This window comes from Clostridium beijerinckii HUN142 (assembly GCF_000621745.1).
In the GTDB taxonomy this organism is placed as follows: Bacteria; Bacillota; Clostridia; order Clostridiales; family Clostridiaceae; genus Clostridium; species Clostridium beijerinckii_A.
Window position 1 is genome coordinate 68,814 of sequence record NZ_JHXK01000013.1, and the last position, 17,971, is coordinate 86,784.

The window sequence follows — 17,971 nt, forward strand, 5'->3', positions numbered from 1 at the left end:
ATGTAAACTACATATCATGAATAGAAAAATATATAATAAACGCATTGGAGGAAGAGTATGGAGAATATGTCAGCGTTACTTGTGAATGTAGTGCCCTTTTTACTTGTATTTGTGATATTTTATTTTCTTCTTATATTACCTGAAAAGAAAAGAAAGAAGAAATATCAAGGTATGCTTGAAGAATTAAAAGTAAATGATGAAATTGTGACAAGAGGTGGAATCATAGGTAAGATTACACATATAGATGAAAAGTCAGTTACAATTGAAAGTGGTCCTGCAAAAACTAAGATCAAATTAGATAAGAGTGGAATATCTCATAAAATAAAGGTAGATTAATCATAATACCCTTTAATATTTCATAAAATGAAGTGTTGGGGGGTGTTTTTGATGGAAAATAGTAAATATTTTAGATCAGTAGTAAAGGGTACTGTTGGAACTTTGATTTTAAGCTTTATAGGCGTTACAATTTTATCTTTGTTGATGACTAAACTAGTATTTAGTAAAGGTATTTTTAACATGATATATGTAATAATATCTTTATGCAGTTTAAGTTTAGGCGCAATGATAGGAGCAAAGAAAAATGAATCAAAGGGATGGCTTGTAGGCTTTGGAGTAGCTCTATCATACTATTTAGTATTGTTTATACTATCTAGTAGCTTTAGCGGGGAATTAGCATTTAAGTTTTTCGACTTCGTTAAATTGATTATAGCACTAGTTGTAGGTACTCTTGCTGGGATGCTAGGGATAAATTTATAAGATACTTTAGCTTTTTAATGGTTAACTTTACAAAGATTAAAAGAAGTTATACATATGTGAAAGCATTTTTATTTAAATGAAGGTTAGGCAGTATTTTATTGTTATATCATACAGTAATAAAAAACTTTATTAAGAAATTATAGTGTGCTATAATGAACAATGTGCAACATAAGAATGTAATAATATTTAAAATTAAGAAGTAATAAATTCTTTAAAACTCAGATTTAAAGACTTTATTTTCTTAATTTTAAATATTTAGGTATTTTACATAATAAAAGAAACTGTTAATGAAATTATAATTCAAAATTTTCAGTAAGGCATATATAGTAAATACTAACTTAATGAAAGACATAATAATATGCAGAGGGGGATTAAGATGAAAAGAAAAAGCAAAAGTTCAGCATTGTTGATATTAATTATTGCTGTAATTGGACTGTTAGCTTTTGCAGGATTTAAAGGATTTGTTCTAGGAGGATGGGAATTTAAATCATTTGATAAAGTAATAACTAGAGGACTAGATTTACAAGGTGGGGTTTCTGTTCTTATGGAAATTCAAAAAGATGATGTAACTGCAGAAGAACTACAAAGTGCAAAGGAACATTTATCTTTAAGAGTAAACAAACTTGGTGTTGCAGAAACAATTGTAGCAACAGAAGGTCCGAAGAGAATAAGAGTAGATGTACCGGGATTAACTAATTCTAAAGAAATAGTAGATAGTTTGGTTAAATCTGGTAACTTGAGTTTTAAAGGACCAGATGGAACTGAAATTTTAACAGGTTCAGATGTAAAAAAAGCAACTGCACAAATGAATCAACAAAGTGGTGGATATGAAGTTGGTTTAGAGTTAAATGATGAAGGTGCACAAAAGTTTGCAGATGCAACAGGAAAATATATTGGGCAAAATATTTCAATCTATCTTGATGACGAAGAAGTATCAACTGCGCGAGTAGATTCACAAATTACAGGCGGAAAAGCAAGTATTGAAACACATGATACATTAGAAAAGAATAAAGAATTAGCTGGAATGATTAATGCAGGTGCACTTCCACTTCCAGTTAAAGAAGTTTCAGTTAGTAATGTTGGAGCAGAACTAGGAGCTACAGCATTTCCAAACTCAGTTAAGGCAGGAATTATAGGAGTTGGATTAGTATTTTTATTTATGCTATTCCATTATAGAATTCAAGGATTAATGGCTAATATTGCGTTAACTTTGTATATAACACTAACACTTTTTGCTTTTATAGAAGTAGGTGTTACATTGACTCTTCCAGGTATAGCGGCATTCTTGCTTACTATTGGTGTGGCAGTTGATGCGAATATACTAACTTTTGAAAGAACTAAAGAGGAGTTAAAGAAAGGGTATACCGTTAAGGCTGCAGTAAAAAAAGGATCAGAGCATGCATTATCTTCAATAGTAGATTCTAACATGACAACTTTGCTTGCAGCACTGATTTTATACTTTATAGGATCTGGAACAGTAAAAGGTTTTGCAATTACGCTTATGATAGGTATAGTTATAAGTTTATTTACAGGTTTAATAGTAACTAAATTACTTGTTAATTTAGCTGTTGAAAGTGGAATTATAAACAAACCATCGCACTTTGGTGTTAGTATAAAAAAGGGGGATGAAAAACATGCTTAAAATCATGGAAAAAACAAAAATATGGTTTTCAATATCCCTAATTATTATCATAATCGGAATGGGATTCTTATGTGTTAGAGGTCTAAACTTTGGTATAGATTTTAAAGGTGGTTCTGAAATAGTGCTTCAACTAGATGAAAATATAAATAAAGAAGATGTTGATGCAATCATTCGAAGTTATGCACCTGATGCTTCAACGAATACAATTAATAATAATCAATATGAAATAAAGTCAGCAGATCTTGATAGTGATAAGTTAGGATCAATTGTGTCTGATTTAGAATCTAAATATAAACTGGATGAAAAAGTACTAGTTTCACAAAATGAAATAGGATCATCAGTAGGCAGAGAGTTAACTCAAAATTCAATATATGCATTACTTGCAGCTTTTGCAGTAATGTTAGTATATATAGCCATTAGATTTGAGTTTAAATTTGGAGTAGCGGCTATAGCGGCTACAATTCATGATATATTAGTAACTATTTCTGTTTATTCAATATTTTATATTCCGGTAAATACACCTTTTATAGCAGCAATACTAACTATAGTGGGATATTCTATGTGTGATACGATAGTTATTTTTGATAGAATTAGAGAAAACACAAAAATAATGAGAAGGGCGAAATCCATTGAAGTAGCAGATGTGAGCTTAACTGAAACTATAGCAAGATCATTATATACTTCTTCAGCAACAGTAGTTACTATAATAGCAATGAATTTTTTAGTACCATCTGTTCAAGCATTTACGATCCCTTTAATTGTAGGTATTATAAGTGGAGCATATTCATCGATATGTATAGCATCACCGATTTGGGTATACTTAAAAGATAGAGTTAGAAGCCAAAAGAGAAAATTACAAAAAGCTTAATTACTGGAAATGAAAAACCCTCCAGCACAATGGGGGTTTTTTCATTTGTTAACAAAATAATTGTAAAATTTATTATAATCATTTATAATAAAGGTGTTTTCTAATTTTATGGAGGAATAAACCATGCGTAAATTCTGGGAAAGTATATATTGTCCAAATTATATTAGCGGATATAACCCATTTATACTTAAGGGTATGAACAAAGCAATAGAGAGATTAGCTTTGGCTGTGAATAATAGACAAAAGATAGTTGTTTATGGTACATATAATGTCGATGGGATTTGTGCAGTTTCATCGTTAATTCTTGTTTTAAGATATTTAAATGCTGATGTAGAATATTTAATATATGATAGGCAGGAAAGTGATGCTAGAATAAATTCGGTAGATATAAAAAATAACGTAGATTTTTTAGGAGCTGAACTACTAATAACTTTAGGTGTAGGATTAAAATCTCAAGAAGAAGTTGAACTATGCAAAAAACTAGGTATTGATTTAATTGTGCTTGAAAATGAAGAAAGTGATTTTGTCAATGACTACATTTACATAAATCCTAACCAGAAAGGTTGTCAATATAGATATAAAAACTTATCGACAAGTGGATTGACTTTTAAACTTATGCAAGCTATTGCCATATATTATAATATGAAAAGTATAAATAAATATTTAGATTTAATACTGATAGGAATTCAGTGGGCAAAGGTCCCGTTAAAAGGAGAAAATGGGGTACTAATCAAAGAAGGTAATAAGTTCCTAATGAATACTAATAATAATGGATTAAGATCAATAATAGAATTTAACAGTTTAGAAGAGTTTAACAATGATGGTATAAATAATATAATAGAATTTATAATTCCTCCTATAGGTGCGGTAGGGGTTATGGATAATGCTAGAATCGTTTTAGAGCTCTTAACCACAAATGATAAGGATAGAGCAGATCAAATTGTTAAATATTTATATAGACTTAAGACAAATAGTTCCATAAAATATATGGAGAGTTAATTAAATAGTAAAGCAATATTTATTAATTATTAGTTGTTTAATATTAAATCATAAGTGATATGTTAAATTAAATTCTATGGAGGAGTTAAAATGGATTTAAAAGAAAAAATAAGGGTAATCGAAAATTTTCCTAAAGAAGGAATTAGTTTTAAAGACATAACAACATTAATTTCTGATGGGGAGGCTTTAAGGGAAACTATTAATAGAATAGTTAAACATTTAGAGGATAAGAAAATTGATTTAATTGTTGGACCTGAAGCAAGAGGTTTTATTTTTGGAGTTCCGGTAGCGTGTGCTTTAGGAGTAGGATTTATTCCAGTAAGAAAGCCAGGAAAGTTACCAGGAGAAACTATATCAATCAATTATGGATTAGAATATGGGGAAGATCAGCTTCAACTCCACAAAGATGCGATTAAACCTGGACAAAGAGTTGCTGTTGTAGATGACTTATTAGCGACAGGTGGTACTGTGGAAGGCGTTGCTAAATTGATAGAACAAGCAGGTGGAATAGTTGCTTCGCTTGATTTCGTAATAGAACTAACAGAACTAAAAGGGAAAGATAAATTAGAAGGATACGATGTACTATCATTAGTTAAATACGACATCTAAATTGTGGTTTTTGGTATTTTAAGAGTTGTTTCTGGACATTATAATTGGTAAGGATTCCATTTCTTTTAAATGTATTGTTGAAAATAATTCTAAAATAATATATAATTATTAAAAAGTTAGGCTGGTTATTAAACCAGCCTTTGAATTTAGGTATATTCAAAAAAGCGGAGCGGAGTTCAGTATATTTTACTAATTTGACTATATTATGATCTGATAAATTGACTAGCAATAAAAAATCAGTATTTACTAAATTTTCTGCCTAAAAATTGTACTGTAATTTCTAATCTGTAATTTTTGTTTAGACACTTATTTTAAATGAATTAATATAGAAGGAGCGTAATCCTTATGATTGATAAATTACTGGAAAAGATTGATAAGAATTGTAATAATGTTGATGTTGAAATGGTAAAAAAAGCATACGATTTTGCTGAAAAAGCTCATAAGGACCAAAAAAGAGAATCAGGTGAACCATATATTATTCATCCAATAGCAGTGGCCGAAATTCTAGCAGAGTTAGGCATGGATACAAATACTATTGTAGCTGGGTTATTGCATGATGTAATAGAAGATACAGAATTTTCTTATGATGAAACAGTTGGCCTTTTTAATGCAGAAATTGCTAATCTTGTAGAAGGTGTTACAAAGCTTACTAAGCTTGGCGAAATGGAGTATAAAACTAAAGAAGAGCAACAAGCCGATAATGTGAGAAAAATGTTACTTGCTATGGCCAAGGATATAAGAGTAATAATAATTAAATTGGCAGATAGATTACATAATATGAGAACTCTCAAATTTATGCCAGCTAAAAAACAAAAAAATAAGGCTAAAGAGACCTTGGATATTTATGCGCCTTTAGCACATAGGCTGGGTATGTCTAAAATTAAATGGGAATTAGAAGATTTATGCTTTAGATATTTGCATGAAAAAGAATATTATGAATTAGTAGATAATATTGCAGAAAAGAGAGTAGAAAGAGAAACTTACATAAAAGACATAGTAGATGATTTAAAACAAAAGCTTGAAACGTCGGGAATTGAATCGGATATTGATGGAAGACCAAAACATTTTTATAGCATTTATAAAAAGATGGTTAGCAAGAATAAAAGCATAGAACAAATTTTTGATTTAACGGCTATTAGAGTTTTAGTACATTCTGTTAAGGACTGTTATGGAGTACTTGGAATAGTACACACTATATACAGGCCAATTCCAGGAAGGTTTAAAGATTACATTGCAATGCCTAAACCAAACATGTATCAATCATTGCATACTACGGTAATTGGACCACAAGGCAAAACTTTTGAAATTCAGATTAGAACTTTTGAAATGCATAAAACAGCAGAATATGGTATTGCTGCTCACTGGAAATATAAAGAGGGAGATAATGCCAAAGGAGAACAAGATAAGCAAAAAGATTTTGAAAAGAAGTTGGTATGGCTTAGAGATATGTTGGAATGGCAGAAAGAAACATCGGATGCTGAAGAGTTTATAGAAGGGTTTAAGATAGATCTATTTTCTGATGAAGTATTTGTATTCACTCCAAAAGGCGTTGTAATAAATTTATGTAGCAATGCTACACCTATAGACTTTGCATATAGAATACATACTGATGTTGGAAATAAGTGCGTAGGTGCCAAGGTTAATGGTAAAATAGTTCCTTTAGATTATACTCTTAAGACAGGAGAAATTGTGGAAATTTTAACTTCACCTAATGCTAAAGGACCCAACATGGATTGGTTAAATATTGCAAAAAGTAATCAGTCTAAGAGCAAAATAAAACTTTGGTTTAAGAAGGCTAAAAGAGAAGAAAATATGCTAAAGGGCAAGGAACTTCTTGAAAAGGAATTAAAGAAACAGTGTGTTAATTATGTTGATATTGCTAAAGGTGAATTTTATGAAAAATTAGTGAAGAGATATAACATTCATTCTATGGATGATTTATATGCTTTAATTGGTATTGGAGGATTTTCTGTATCTACTCTTATTGCAAGATTGAAAGAAGACAATGGAATAGGTGTAGATAAGCTAAACAAGGAAAAAGAAAATAAAGAAATTTTAAATAAAAATATTGAGGAACAAATTGCAAAAACAGCAAGAAAACAAGAACCTAATGGATATGGAATAACAGTAAAAGGTGAAAGTAATCTTATGGTGAGATTTGCTAAGTGCTGCAGTCCGGTTCCAGGCGATGAAATTTTAGGATATATAACTAAAGGTAGAGGAGTATCAGTTCATAGAAACGATTGTAGTAATTTGCGAAATCTTATAGATACAGATAAAGATAGAGTAGTAGAAGTTAATTGGGGATCAGCACAAGGTACATCTTATTTTGCAGAAATTCAAGTTGTAGCGGATGATAGAGATGGATTGCTAGCAGATATAATGAGTGTTATAACAGAGCTTAAACTACAGTTAAGTGCTGTAAATGCGAATTTAGCAAAGCAAGGGTCGGCACTAATTAATGTAAAAATAAAAATTACATCTGTCGACAGTCTGAAGGATCTAATGAAGCGACTTAAAAGATTAAAAGGTGTAACAGATGTATATAGAGTAAATAGTTAGAATCTTATATATATCAGAAAGGTGAGATAACATGAGAGCAGTTGTACAAAGAGTGAGCTCATCTAGCGTTTGTGTTGATGGAGATATAATTGGTGAAATAGGTGTAGGCTTTAATGTATTAATAGGAATATCTAAGGATGATACTTTTGAAGACCTAAAATATATAAAAGATAAGATTATCAATTTGAGAGTGTTTCATGATGAAAATGATAAAATGAATTTGTCACTATTGGATATTAAAGGTGAAATACTTGTGATATCTCAGTTTACATTGTATGGTGATTGTAGAAAAGGAAGAAGGCCAAATTTCATGGACGCACAAGGTGGAGAAGAGGCTAAAAAGCTATATGAAGAATTCTTAGATCTTCTTAAGACATCAAACTTAAAAGTTGAATGTGGAGAATTTGGAGCAGACATGAAGGTTAAAATTAATAATGATGGGCCTGTTACCATATTATTAGATAGTAAGAGAAATTTTTAGGAGGAATTCAAATTGATTATAAAAACATTAATAGCGGGAATGTATGAAGAAAATTGTTATTTGATAATGGATGAAGGCACCAAGGAACTTGCAATTATAGATCCAGGCGGGCAGCCGAATTTGATAGAAAAAGAGATTAGTAAATTAGATGGAAAACCTAAATTTATTCTTTTGACACATGGACATATGGATCATGTGGGAGCAGTTATTGAATTAATGAATAAACTCAATATTCCATTTTTTATAAATGAAAATGAAGAACAATATATGAAAAATGATGAGTTTGTATTTGGTTCACTACCTAAAGCTTCAAAATATTTAAAAGAAGGAGATACAGTATCCTTAGGTAATAATATAATAAAAGTTATAGAGACAGCTGGGCACACAGCAGGCGGTATATGTTTCCTAGTAAATGATGAACTATTTACAGGAGATACTCTTTTCCAAGGATCTGTTGGAAGAAGTGATTTTCCAGGAGGGAATGGAGCACAGCTTATAAAAAGCATAAAAGAAAAGCTATTACCTTTGGGCGATAATATTAAAGTTTATCCAGGGCACGGGCCAGCATCTACAATAGGATATGAAAAAAGGAATAATCCATTCTTATAAAAATAAAAATATGCATGAATTTGCACATTTTTAAGGGGAGAAACGATGGAAGTTAAAGTTAGTTTAAATGATTTTAAATTTAGATACGAAGTATACCAATTATTTAATGTATATTTCTCAATGAGAGAAATTAAATTTGTGGGTGCAGAAGATGCAGATTATATTGTTTATATTGATGAGAAAACCTTAAGGTTTGAATATAATAATTATTATGTAGAAGAATCTTTAGGAGAAGATATTAAAAATTCTCTTAGAAGATTTCTTTTTCTGTGCTTGAGAAATGTAACTCATGACATTTATCCTTGGGGAATATTAATTGGAATCAGGCCATCTAAAATAGCATTAAAATTGCTTGAAGAAGGCAATACTGAAGATGAAGTGGTAGAAATATTTAAAGAAAAATACTTGGCTCATGAGGATAAAGCGAGACTTTGTATAGATGTGGCAAAAGCTGAGAAGAAAATAGTTAATAAGGATAAAAATACTATAGCTATATATATAGGCATGGCATTTTGCCCAACAAAATGTTTATATTGCTCATTCACTTCGAACCCTATAGGTGTTCATAAAAAGATGGTAACGCCATATATAGAGGCACTTATTAAAGAGATAAAAGGTATGAGTTCATATGTGAAGGAAAGAAAACTTAATATCGAATCAGTATATTTTGGTGGAGGTACTCCAACATCAGTAAGTGATGAAGAGTTCAACATAATTATGAAAGAAATTTATAATTGTTTTATTAAGGATGATAATATAAAAGAGTTTACGGTTGAATGCGGAAGACCAGATACGCTGACTAGAAATAAACTTCAGACAATGAAAGACTATGGAGTAGATAGAATAAGTATTAATCCCCAAACAATGAATGATAAAACTTTAAATCTAATTGGTAGAACTCATTCTTCAGCAGATATAAAAGAAAAATTTAAAATGGCAAGAGAACTTGGATTTGATGATATTAATATGGATATAATAATAGGACTTCCAGGTGAGACTCATGAAGATGTTATTCATACTAAGAATGAGTTAATGAAGCTAAAACCTGATAGCATTACAGTTCATGGTCTAGCGCTTAAAAGAGGATCTAGGATGTATGAAGAATTTATCTTAAAAAAAGGAATACAAATTACGTCCCAAGATGAAATTATAAAAATGTATGAAGAAAGTAGGAATCTGGCAGAAAATTTAGGTATTTCACCATATTATATGTATAGGCAAAAAAATATGGTTGGAAATATGGAGAATTTAGGTTATGCTAAAGAAGGCAAAGAATGTATATACAATATTCAAATGATTGAGGAAAAACAAACAGTAATTGCACTAGGAGCAGCAGCTGTAAGTAAAGTGATATTTTTAGAGGAAGATAGACTTGAGAGATTTCCAAACTTAAAGGATCTTCATGAATATGTATCTAGAATTGATGAAATGATTGAGAAAAAGAAAGCGTTGCTTGATACATTGTATACATAATTAACTGTAATAAATTAGAATATTGTAAATTTGTTTAGTCAAATAGGAGGAAAAGATCAATGGCGATTGAAATGCAAGCACCAAAAGGTACCAAGGATATGTTACCTGAAGATGCCTATAAGTGGCATTATATAGAAAGTGCCTTTAGAAAGGTTGCTAAAACATATGGAATTAGAGAAATTAGAACTCCAATGTTCGAACACACAGAATTATTTTTAAGAAGTGTTGGAGATACAACAGATATAGTTCAGAAAGAAATGTATACTTTCAATGACAAGGGAAATAGAAGTATAACATTGAAACCAGAAGGAACTGCATCAGCAGTAAGAGCGTTTGTGGAAAACAGATTATTTAACGAAGCTCAGCCAACAAAATTATACTATATTACACCAGCGTTTAGATATGAAAATGTCCAAAAAGGAAGACTTAGACAATTTCATCAATGTGGATTAGAGGTGTTTGGTTCAAATGCAGCTTCAATGGATGCAGAAGTTATAGCAGTCGCTATGGATACATTAAAGGAATTAGGATTAAAAAGTTTAAGTTTAAATATAAATAATTTAGGCTGCCCAAGTTGTAGACCTAAATATAATGAAGCGCTTAAGAAATTTTTAGCTGATAATTATGATGGACTTTGCGATACTTGTAAAGATAGATTTGAAAAAAATCCTATGAGAATATTGGATTGCAAAGAGAAGAAATGTCATGAAATTACTAAAAATGCGCCGATAATATTGGACTATGTTTGTGAAGAGTGTAGTACACATTTTAATAAAGTTAAAGAATATTTAGATATCTTAGGACTTCCATATACAATAGATCCAGGCATCGTAAGGGGATTAGACTATTACACAAAAACTATATTTGAAATTTTAACTTCTGATTTTACTGTATGTGGAGGAGGAAGGTATGATAAGCTTATAGAAGAACTTGGTGGACCAGATATGCCAGCAGTTGGATTTGGTATGGGTGTTGAAAGATTAATTATGACTTTAGAAAAAGAAAATATAGAAATACCTAAAGAAAATTTATTTGATTTATATATTGGTGCTAGAGGAGAAGCAGAAAGTAAGTATGCTTTTAAGCTGGCTAGTGATTTAAGGGCTTTAGGTGTGAAGTGTGAGATAAATCACATGGGTAGAAGCGTGAAAGCTGAAATGAAGTATGCAAACAAATTAGGAGCAGCATTTACTACTATTTTAGGTGAAGATGAATTAACAAATAGAAAAGTTAATTTGAAAAGAATGAGCGATGGTGAGATTTTTGAAGTTTCATTAGAAGACTTGATGGAAATAGCTAAAATAGTTAAATAAGAATAAGTTAAACTAAGGGAGGATTTTAGTAATGGGTGAATCTTTAAATGGATTAAAACGTACAATGATGTGCGGTGAACCTAGAGAAGAACATGTAGGCAAAAAAATAACATTAATGGGATGGGTTCAAAGAAACAGAAAGCTTGGAGCACTTGAATTTATTGATTTAAGAGATAAAACAGGTATAATGCAAGTTGTATTTGGTGAGGAAATTAATGCAGAAGCTTTTGAAAAGGCAAAAGGAGTAAGATCTGAATACTGCTTAGCAGTAACAGGGGAAGTTGTTAAAAGAGAAAGCGTTAATGAAAATATGCCAACTGGTTTTGTTGAATTAAAATGTGAATCTATAAAGATACTTTCAGAATCAGAAACTCCACCAATATATATAAAAGAAGATTTAGACGCTGCAGAAAATATCAGATTAAAATATAGATATTTAGACTTAAGAAGACCTGATATGCACAAAATATTTGAGATTAGAAGTAAAACTACAAAGGCTATACGTGATTATTTAGAAGAAAATAACTTCTTAGATGTAGAAACTCCTATTTTATCAAAGAGTTCTCCAGAGGGAGCTAGAGATTACTTAGTACCTTCAAGAAATTATCCTGGAATGTTTTATGCGCTTCCACAGTCACCACAAATATTTAAGCAGTTATTAATGGTATCTGGATTTGATAGATATTATCAAATAGCTAAATGCTTTAGAGATGAAGACCTAAGAGCGAATAGACAACCAGAATTTACTCAAGTTGATATGGAATTAAGTTTTGTAGAACAAGAAGATATAATGGCAGTAAACGAAGGGTTAATTGCTCATGTATTTAAAAAGGTAGCAGGTGTAGATGTTCAGCTTCCAATAAAAAGAATGACATTTAAAGATGCTATGGAAAAATACGGATCTGATAAACCAGATTTAAGATTTGGAATGGAAATAACTAATATAACAGAAGATGTTAAGGATTTAGATTTTGTTGTATTTAAATCAGCAATAGAAGCTGGTGGATCTGTTAGAGCTTTATGTTTAAAAGGTGGAGCAGACCTTGGAAGAAAGCCTTTAGATAAATTAGGAGAGTTTGTTAAGACTTACAAGGCTAAAGGTCTTGCTTGGATTCAAATTAAAGAAGATGGTGTTAAATCATCAATAGCTAAGTTCTTAACTGATGATGTAACGAATTCTATAGTAAAAACTATGAATGCTGAAACTGGAGATGCTATACTTATAGTAGCAGATAAAAATTCAGTGGTATTCCAAAGTTTAGGTGCGTTAAGATTAGAACTTGCTAAGCAATTTGATTTAATTAAAGATAAGAAGGAATTTAATTTCACATGGATTACTGAATTCCCACTATTTGAATATAGTGAAGAAGAAGAAAGATACAAAGCTTGTCACCATCCATTTACAGCACCAATGGATGAAGACTTAGAGTTTATTGAATCAGATCCGGGAAATGTACGTTCTAAAGCTTATGATTTAGTATTAAATGGGGAAGAGCTAGGCGGAGGATCTATAAGAATTCATGATACAGCTCTTCAAGAAAGAATGTTTAGGGCACTTGGACTTACAGAAGAGACAGTTCATGAAAGATTTGGATACCTATTACAAGCATTTAAGTTTGGACCACCACCACACGGCGGTTTAGCATTTGGACTCGATAGAATGATAATGTTCTTAGCAGGAACAGAAAACATAAAGGATGTTATTGCATTCCCTAAAAATCAAAATGCATACTGCTACTTAAGTGAAGCGCCAAATATAGTTGATGAAAAGCAATTAACTGAACTTGGCATAGGAATATTATCAAAAGAAGAAAAAAATGATGAAGAATAGAATTAATTAATTATAAAAGACTCTTATACGAATTAAGTATAAGAGTCTTTATTTTAGTTTATATTATTATATAGGATTAGTTTAGATAGATTGGACTTTTGATTATATTGTTTGAAGTTATAATTGTTTATTAGTTAGAAGAGTATTGGCGCATTAGTATTTAATATATCAATAAGTCTCTTACTTAATAGTGGTTCCTCAATTGCATTATCGCAGGCAAATTTTAGAGCATCTAAACTCATAGAAATATCCTCTTCTATGAATTCTTTTGATTCCCAGGATACAGAATCTTTTATAAAATCAAAGATATCACATGGGTTATCAAAAATTTCTATAAATAGCTTTTGATTAGGATCATTATTCCAAGTAGCATTAAACTTTTGAGAAAAAGATTTCAATTCCCGGCTTAATAACTCAGAATCACAATCCCAAAGACTATTTAAGAAATCGTATGAATTTTTTATTGAATTTAAAGAATTTAAATCTACATTTGAGTCATTATATTTTAAAGTTTCGTTAACAGCAGTATCAAAATCTGATACTGGTATAAAGAAACCATCAGATTTACGATCAAACCAAGTAAAAAAAGATGTTGGCAAGAATACATGTTGCAAAAAGCCTAATAGACTATAACCGCAAGGATAAACAGCCCAACCGCATTGGAGAATATTTTTTTCAAGGTCAAAAATCCCAGTATAAATTATTTTTGATGTGTTAATTATCTCCTTATTATCAAAATAACCTTCCCATAAATTTTCTTCATTTAGAATTTTTTCTTCCCAAAAAGAAAAGTTTCTATAAGGTCTGTTTTCAAGAGTATTTTGTTTTATATTAAATTCCAATGATAAATTCCTCCTCTCGATGTTATCATAATAATTTAAAAATACATTTTAAATTTATGATTAATTATGTTAGAGTTTAGAATAAAATTCTACAATTAATGAATCATTGATTTCAATAGGAACTTCTTCTCTTAAAGGATATCTTATAAGAGTTCCTGAAAAATTATCTTGATCCTTTACTAGATACGGATAGGTATTAAGAGTATTAGATAAAAAAGTATCCCTAAATAACTCATTATTTCTGGACTTTTCTTTTAAAGAAATTATATCATCTATATTTACTTCAAAAGAAGGAATATCTACCTTTTTACCATTAACTAAAATATGCCCGTGAACTACCATCTGTCGAGCTTGTGCAATAGAAGACGAAAAGCCGATTCTGTAAACTAAGTTATCTAATCTACGTTCTAACTTTTTTATTAAAGCATAACCAGTAGGTTCTTTATCTTTTAACGCTTTTCGTACATAGGAGGCAAACTGTTTTTCCATCACACCATAGTATGCTCTAAGTCTTTGTTTTTCAAGTAATTGAAGGCCATAAGCTGAAAGTTTTTTTGCGTTTCTAGCACTACCATTGTTGGCTCTTTTCATAGCTTTGGGATGTCCACTAACGTTTAATCCTAAGCGCCTACATAACTTGAATCTAGGTTCTCTCATTCTTGCCATAATTATCATCTCCTATAAGGTCTCGCTTTGTTAAAAGTCAATCTAAAGTAATATAACACATATAATATATGAATAACAATCGTCTTAATGTTATTATTCCAGCGGAATAATATTATTTAGAAATCTATATGAATGATTTCATAAATTAGTTTGTACAAGATAAATTATTTGACACGTTGTATTTTTTGGTAATTGAGTTTAATTAGCTAAATTTATGAAATTAAATTTATCCTTTACAAATCGTAAAGTAGGGATAATGAGTCGGATATGTTATAATTAAGCGGAAAATAAAATGGTAAAAAGTTTGGGGGAGAAAAAATGTTAGGAACAATAGTTAATTCGTTAGCAATAATAGGAGGATGCTTAATTGGGCTAATAGTAAAAGGCAGATTAACTGAGAAAATTAGCAATACAATAATGAATGGTTTAGCTTTATGCGTATTATACATAGGTATATCTGGAGCTCTCAAAGGCAAAGATACACTGCAAATAATAATTTGTATTGCACTAGGTGCACTCATAGGAGAAATCATAGATATTGATAGAAAATTAAATGATTTGGGAAATATGATTGAGGGAAAAATAAATGGTAGAAGAAAAAATAATTCTAATGATAAAATATCCATATCAGAAGGATTTGTTACATCTAGTTTACTATTTTGCGTTGGAGCAATGGCAGTAGTGGGATCTCTTGAAAGTGGGCTACAAGGAAATAACTCAACTCTTTTTGCTAAATCAATATTAGATGGAGTGTCATCAATAATATTTGCATCGTCCCTTGGGATAGGTGTAATGTTATCATCAATTGCAATTTTTATATATCAAGGAAGCATAACTCTACTTGCAGGAGGACTTTCAACAATACTTACTGATAATGTAATTTCTAATATGTCAGCAGTCGGAAGTCTCTTAATTGTAGGACTTGGTTTCAATATGCTTGGAATAAGTAAAATTAAAGTCGCAAATTTATTACCGGGAATATTTTTACCAATTATATTTGGTTTTTTTAGATAAGCTGACTGGAGTGTAATAAAATATAATAGATTTCTTAAGAAAATTTAATTATTAATAGGGTAGAAATTACAAATTAGATTTTAACTGAATAGGAAGTTGGTTTATGAGTAAAATATAAAATATAATATTGTCACAATTGTTAATTGGAGGATTTAGAATGAAGATATCAGAGCTAAAGAGGAAGTCAAAAAAACAATTGAAAGGAAAATGGGGACTAGCTATAACAACTTTATTTGTAAGTCTGGTAATAATAAGTGTATTTTATGTTGTTATGCAGCTTCTTCAACCAGATGGAGGTATTCTTCCTATTATTGGTGAATGTGTGAGCGCTTTTTTAGGTGGGATGGCTACATTAGGGACATGCAAATTTGTATTAAATTTAGCATCTAACAATAATAAGGAAAAGTTCAATGATTTATTTGTAGGAGTTAATATTTACTTTAAGACATTAGGATTATGGATATTAATTAATATAAGTATGACTATCGCAACATTGTGTATGGTAATTCCCGGAATTATAGTTGCGCTTATGTTTTCGCAAGCATTCTTCATATTATGTGAAGATAATAATAAGTCTATTATGGAATGTTTAAAGCAAAGTGTATCAATCATGAGGGGATACAAGATTCGCTTGTTGCTTCTTGAATTAAGTTTTGTTGGATGGGGGATTATATCAATTTTAACTTTTGGAATAGGATTATTGTGGATATATCCATATCGACAAGTAACTCTTGCCAATTTTTATTTAGAAATAAAGAAGTAACTTATTAGTTGGATTATAGTTAAATACTGTAATAAAATAGTTCTTTAAATTTGAAAATCACTTTTGAATAATAAAGTTATAAGAGTGTGACTTTTTATTTGATGTGCAAAATATTAGGCAAAAAAATATAGCCAAAAATTAATATAAGAATTATAATAAATACGTATACTATTATTTATAATAGCGTAACTTAAGGGGGGCACAAGATGAAAAAAGTAAAAATAGCACTGCTAGGATTGGGGAATGTTGGTCGTGGTGTTTGGATGATTTTAAACTCTAACAAAGAAGAGATTATGAAAAGATGTGGATATGAAGTAGAAGTAGCAAAAGTTCTTGTTAGAGATAAAAATAAACCAAGAGGAATTGAAATATCAGATGAACTTGTAACAACTGATTTTAATGAGATATTAGAAGATAGTAGTATTAAGATTGTTGTTGAAGTTATGGGTGGAATGGAACCAGCACGAGAGTATATGCTAAGATGCATGGAAAACAAAAAGCATATAGTAACTGCAAATAAAATGTTACTGGCAACTGGTGGAGATGAACTTTTTGAAAAAGCAGATGAAAACGGAATTATGTTTAGTTACGAAGCTAGTGTGGCTGGGGGAATTCCAATTATAAAGGGAATAGATGAAAGCTTAACTGCGAATAAAATAGAAACTCTTTATGGGATAGTAAATGGCACAACTAATTACATTCTAAGCAAGATGGAACTTGAAGATGCTGATTTCGATGATATATTAAAGGAAGCACAAGAAAAAGGATATGCTGAAGCTGATCCTACATCAGATATTGAAGGATATGATGCACAATATAAATTAGCAATACTCGCTTCATTAGCTTTTGGATCAAAGATAGATGTGAAAAATGTATATAGAGAAGGAATTACTAAAATTGAAGCTGTTGATATGAAATATGCTAAGGAATTTAAAATGGGAATTAAATTACTTGCTATTGCAAAAGAAACTAACGGCAAAGTTGAACTTAGAGTTCACCCTACAATGATTCCGAAGAAACATCCGCTTTCGAATGTTTATGATTCATACAATGCTGTATTTATAAGAGGAAATGCAGTAGGAGATTTAATGTTTTACGGAAGAGGCGCAGGAGATCTTCCAACAGGAAGCGCAGTAGTAAGTGATATTGTTTCTATTGTAAGAAATAATGTCGAAACAGAAAATCCGAATTCAGTAGTTAAGAATAACCTATGGGAAAGAGAAATTTTAGATATGGGTTCAGTTGAAAGTAAATTTTATATTAGGGCAACTGTTTTAGATGAATCAGGAGTTCTTGGAGAAATTACTGCAATACTTGGAAAACATAATGTAAGTATAAGATCTGTAATACAGAAAGGCGATGAAGAAGATGGTCAGGTAACCATCGTGTTGGTTACTCATAAAACTACTGAGTCTCAAATTAATGGTGCAGTTGAAAAAATTACCAGCTTGAAATCTGTTTACAAAATAGATAACATAATAAGGATAGAAGATTTTAAATAAATTACATGTTAAACATGCAATTTATTTATATAAAAACAATA

General features: G+C 30.4%; 17 protein-coding genes. 15 read left to right on the forward strand and 2 right to left on the reverse strand.

Features of this window, described 5'->3' with window-relative positions; translation table 11 throughout:
• Nucleotides 1-57 precede the first annotated feature (57 nt).
• The 12 genes from yajC (at nucleotide 58) to aspS (ending at nucleotide 13,143) form a co-directional block, all read left to right on the forward strand.
• Complete coding sequence (yajC, locus tag T483_RS0108080) at nucleotides 58-336, forward strand: preprotein translocase subunit YajC (protein ID WP_026886395.1); 279 nt, start codon at nucleotides 58-60, stop codon at nucleotides 334-336.
• 51 nt (nucleotides 337-387) lie between these two features.
• Complete coding sequence (locus T483_RS0108085; protein WP_026886396.1) at nucleotides 388-756, forward strand: TIGR04086 family membrane protein; 369 nt, start codon at nucleotides 388-390, stop codon at nucleotides 754-756.
• Nucleotides 757-1,132: 376 nt separating this feature from the next.
• A complete protein-coding gene (gene secD / locus T483_RS0108090) occupies nucleotides 1,133-2,398 on the forward strand; it encodes a protein translocase subunit SecD (protein ID WP_026886397.1) in 1,266 nt (421 codons plus the stop codon).
• Nucleotides 2,391-3,266 carry a protein translocase subunit SecF gene (secF, locus tag T483_RS0108095; RefSeq protein WP_026886398.1) on the forward strand — a complete coding sequence of 292 codons (876 nt, stop codon included), beginning with the start codon at nucleotides 2,391-2,393 and terminating at the stop codon, nucleotides 3,264-3,266. The genes secD and secF overlap by 8 nt, the downstream gene beginning before the upstream one ends.
• A gap of 123 nt (nucleotides 3,267-3,389) precedes the next feature.
• Nucleotides 3,390-4,265 carry a DHH family phosphoesterase gene (locus T483_RS0108100; protein ID WP_026886399.1) on the forward strand — a complete coding sequence of 292 codons (876 nt, stop codon included), beginning with the start codon at nucleotides 3,390-3,392 and terminating at the stop codon, nucleotides 4,263-4,265.
• A gap of 90 nt (nucleotides 4,266-4,355) precedes the next feature.
• Nucleotides 4,356-4,874: an adenine phosphoribosyltransferase gene (locus tag T483_RS0108105; RefSeq protein WP_026886400.1), complete on the forward strand. Its 519-nt coding sequence runs from the start codon at nucleotides 4,356-4,358 to the stop codon at nucleotides 4,872-4,874.
• Between the two features lie 345 nt (nucleotides 4,875-5,219).
• The gene (locus tag T483_RS0108110) at nucleotides 5,220-7,436 is read left to right on the forward strand and encodes a RelA/SpoT family protein (RefSeq protein ID WP_026886401.1); all 2,217 of its coding nucleotides are present in this window, start codon (nucleotides 5,220-5,222) and stop codon (nucleotides 7,434-7,436) included.
• A 31-nt stretch (nucleotides 7,437-7,467) separates the two neighbouring features.
• Complete coding sequence (dtd, locus tag T483_RS0108115) at nucleotides 7,468-7,917, forward strand: D-aminoacyl-tRNA deacylase (RefSeq protein ID WP_026886402.1); 450 nt, start codon at nucleotides 7,468-7,470, stop codon at nucleotides 7,915-7,917.
• A gap of 12 nt (nucleotides 7,918-7,929) precedes the next feature.
• Nucleotides 7,930-8,526: an MBL fold metallo-hydrolase gene (locus T483_RS0108120; protein ID WP_026886403.1), complete on the forward strand. Its 597-nt coding sequence runs from the start codon at nucleotides 7,930-7,932 to the stop codon at nucleotides 8,524-8,526.
• 45 nt (nucleotides 8,527-8,571) lie between these two features.
• The gene (locus T483_RS0108125; RefSeq protein WP_026886404.1) at nucleotides 8,572-9,999 is read left to right on the forward strand and encodes a coproporphyrinogen III oxidase; all 1,428 of its coding nucleotides are present in this window, start codon (nucleotides 8,572-8,574) and stop codon (nucleotides 9,997-9,999) included.
• Nucleotides 10,000-10,058: 59 nt separating this feature from the next.
• Nucleotides 10,059-11,312, forward strand: a complete 1,254-nt coding sequence (hisS, locus tag T483_RS0108130; protein ID WP_026886405.1) for a histidine--tRNA ligase — start codon at nucleotides 10,059-10,061, stop codon at nucleotides 11,310-11,312.
• 31 nt (nucleotides 11,313-11,343) lie between these two features.
• Complete coding sequence (aspS, locus tag T483_RS0108135; protein ID WP_026886406.1) at nucleotides 11,344-13,143, forward strand: aspartate--tRNA ligase; 1,800 nt, start codon at nucleotides 11,344-11,346, stop codon at nucleotides 13,141-13,143.
• Nucleotides 13,144-13,277: 134 nt separating this feature from the next.
• Here aspS and T483_RS0108140 read toward each other — a convergent pair whose 3' ends face one another.
• Both T483_RS0108140 and rpsD read right to left on the reverse strand, forming a co-directional pair.
• Entirely contained in the window at nucleotides 13,278-13,985 is a 708-nt protein-coding gene (locus T483_RS0108140; protein ID WP_026886407.1) for a hypothetical protein, read from the reverse strand.
• Between the two features lie 69 nt (nucleotides 13,986-14,054).
• A complete protein-coding gene (gene rpsD, locus T483_RS0108145; RefSeq protein WP_026886408.1) occupies nucleotides 14,055-14,651 on the reverse strand; it encodes a 30S ribosomal protein S4 in 597 nt (198 codons plus the stop codon).
• Between the two features lie 318 nt (nucleotides 14,652-14,969).
• Between rpsD and T483_RS0108150 the strand changes: the two genes are divergently transcribed.
• The 3 genes from T483_RS0108150 to T483_RS0108160 all read left to right on the forward strand — a co-directional run bounded on the left by T483_RS0108150 (nucleotide 14,970) and on the right by T483_RS0108160 (nucleotide 17,930).
• A complete protein-coding gene (locus T483_RS0108150) occupies nucleotides 14,970-15,665 on the forward strand; it encodes a DUF554 domain-containing protein (RefSeq protein ID WP_026886409.1) in 696 nt (231 codons plus the stop codon).
• A 157-nt stretch (nucleotides 15,666-15,822) separates the two neighbouring features.
• Entirely contained in the window at nucleotides 15,823-16,428 is a 606-nt protein-coding gene (locus T483_RS0108155) for a DUF975 family protein (protein WP_026886410.1), read from the forward strand.
• 206 nt (nucleotides 16,429-16,634) lie between these two features.
• Nucleotides 16,635-17,930, forward strand: coding sequence for a homoserine dehydrogenase (locus T483_RS0108160; RefSeq protein WP_026886411.1), 1,296 nt, complete (start codon nucleotides 16,635-16,637; stop codon nucleotides 17,928-17,930).
• Nucleotides 17,931-17,971: the final 41 nt, after the last annotated feature.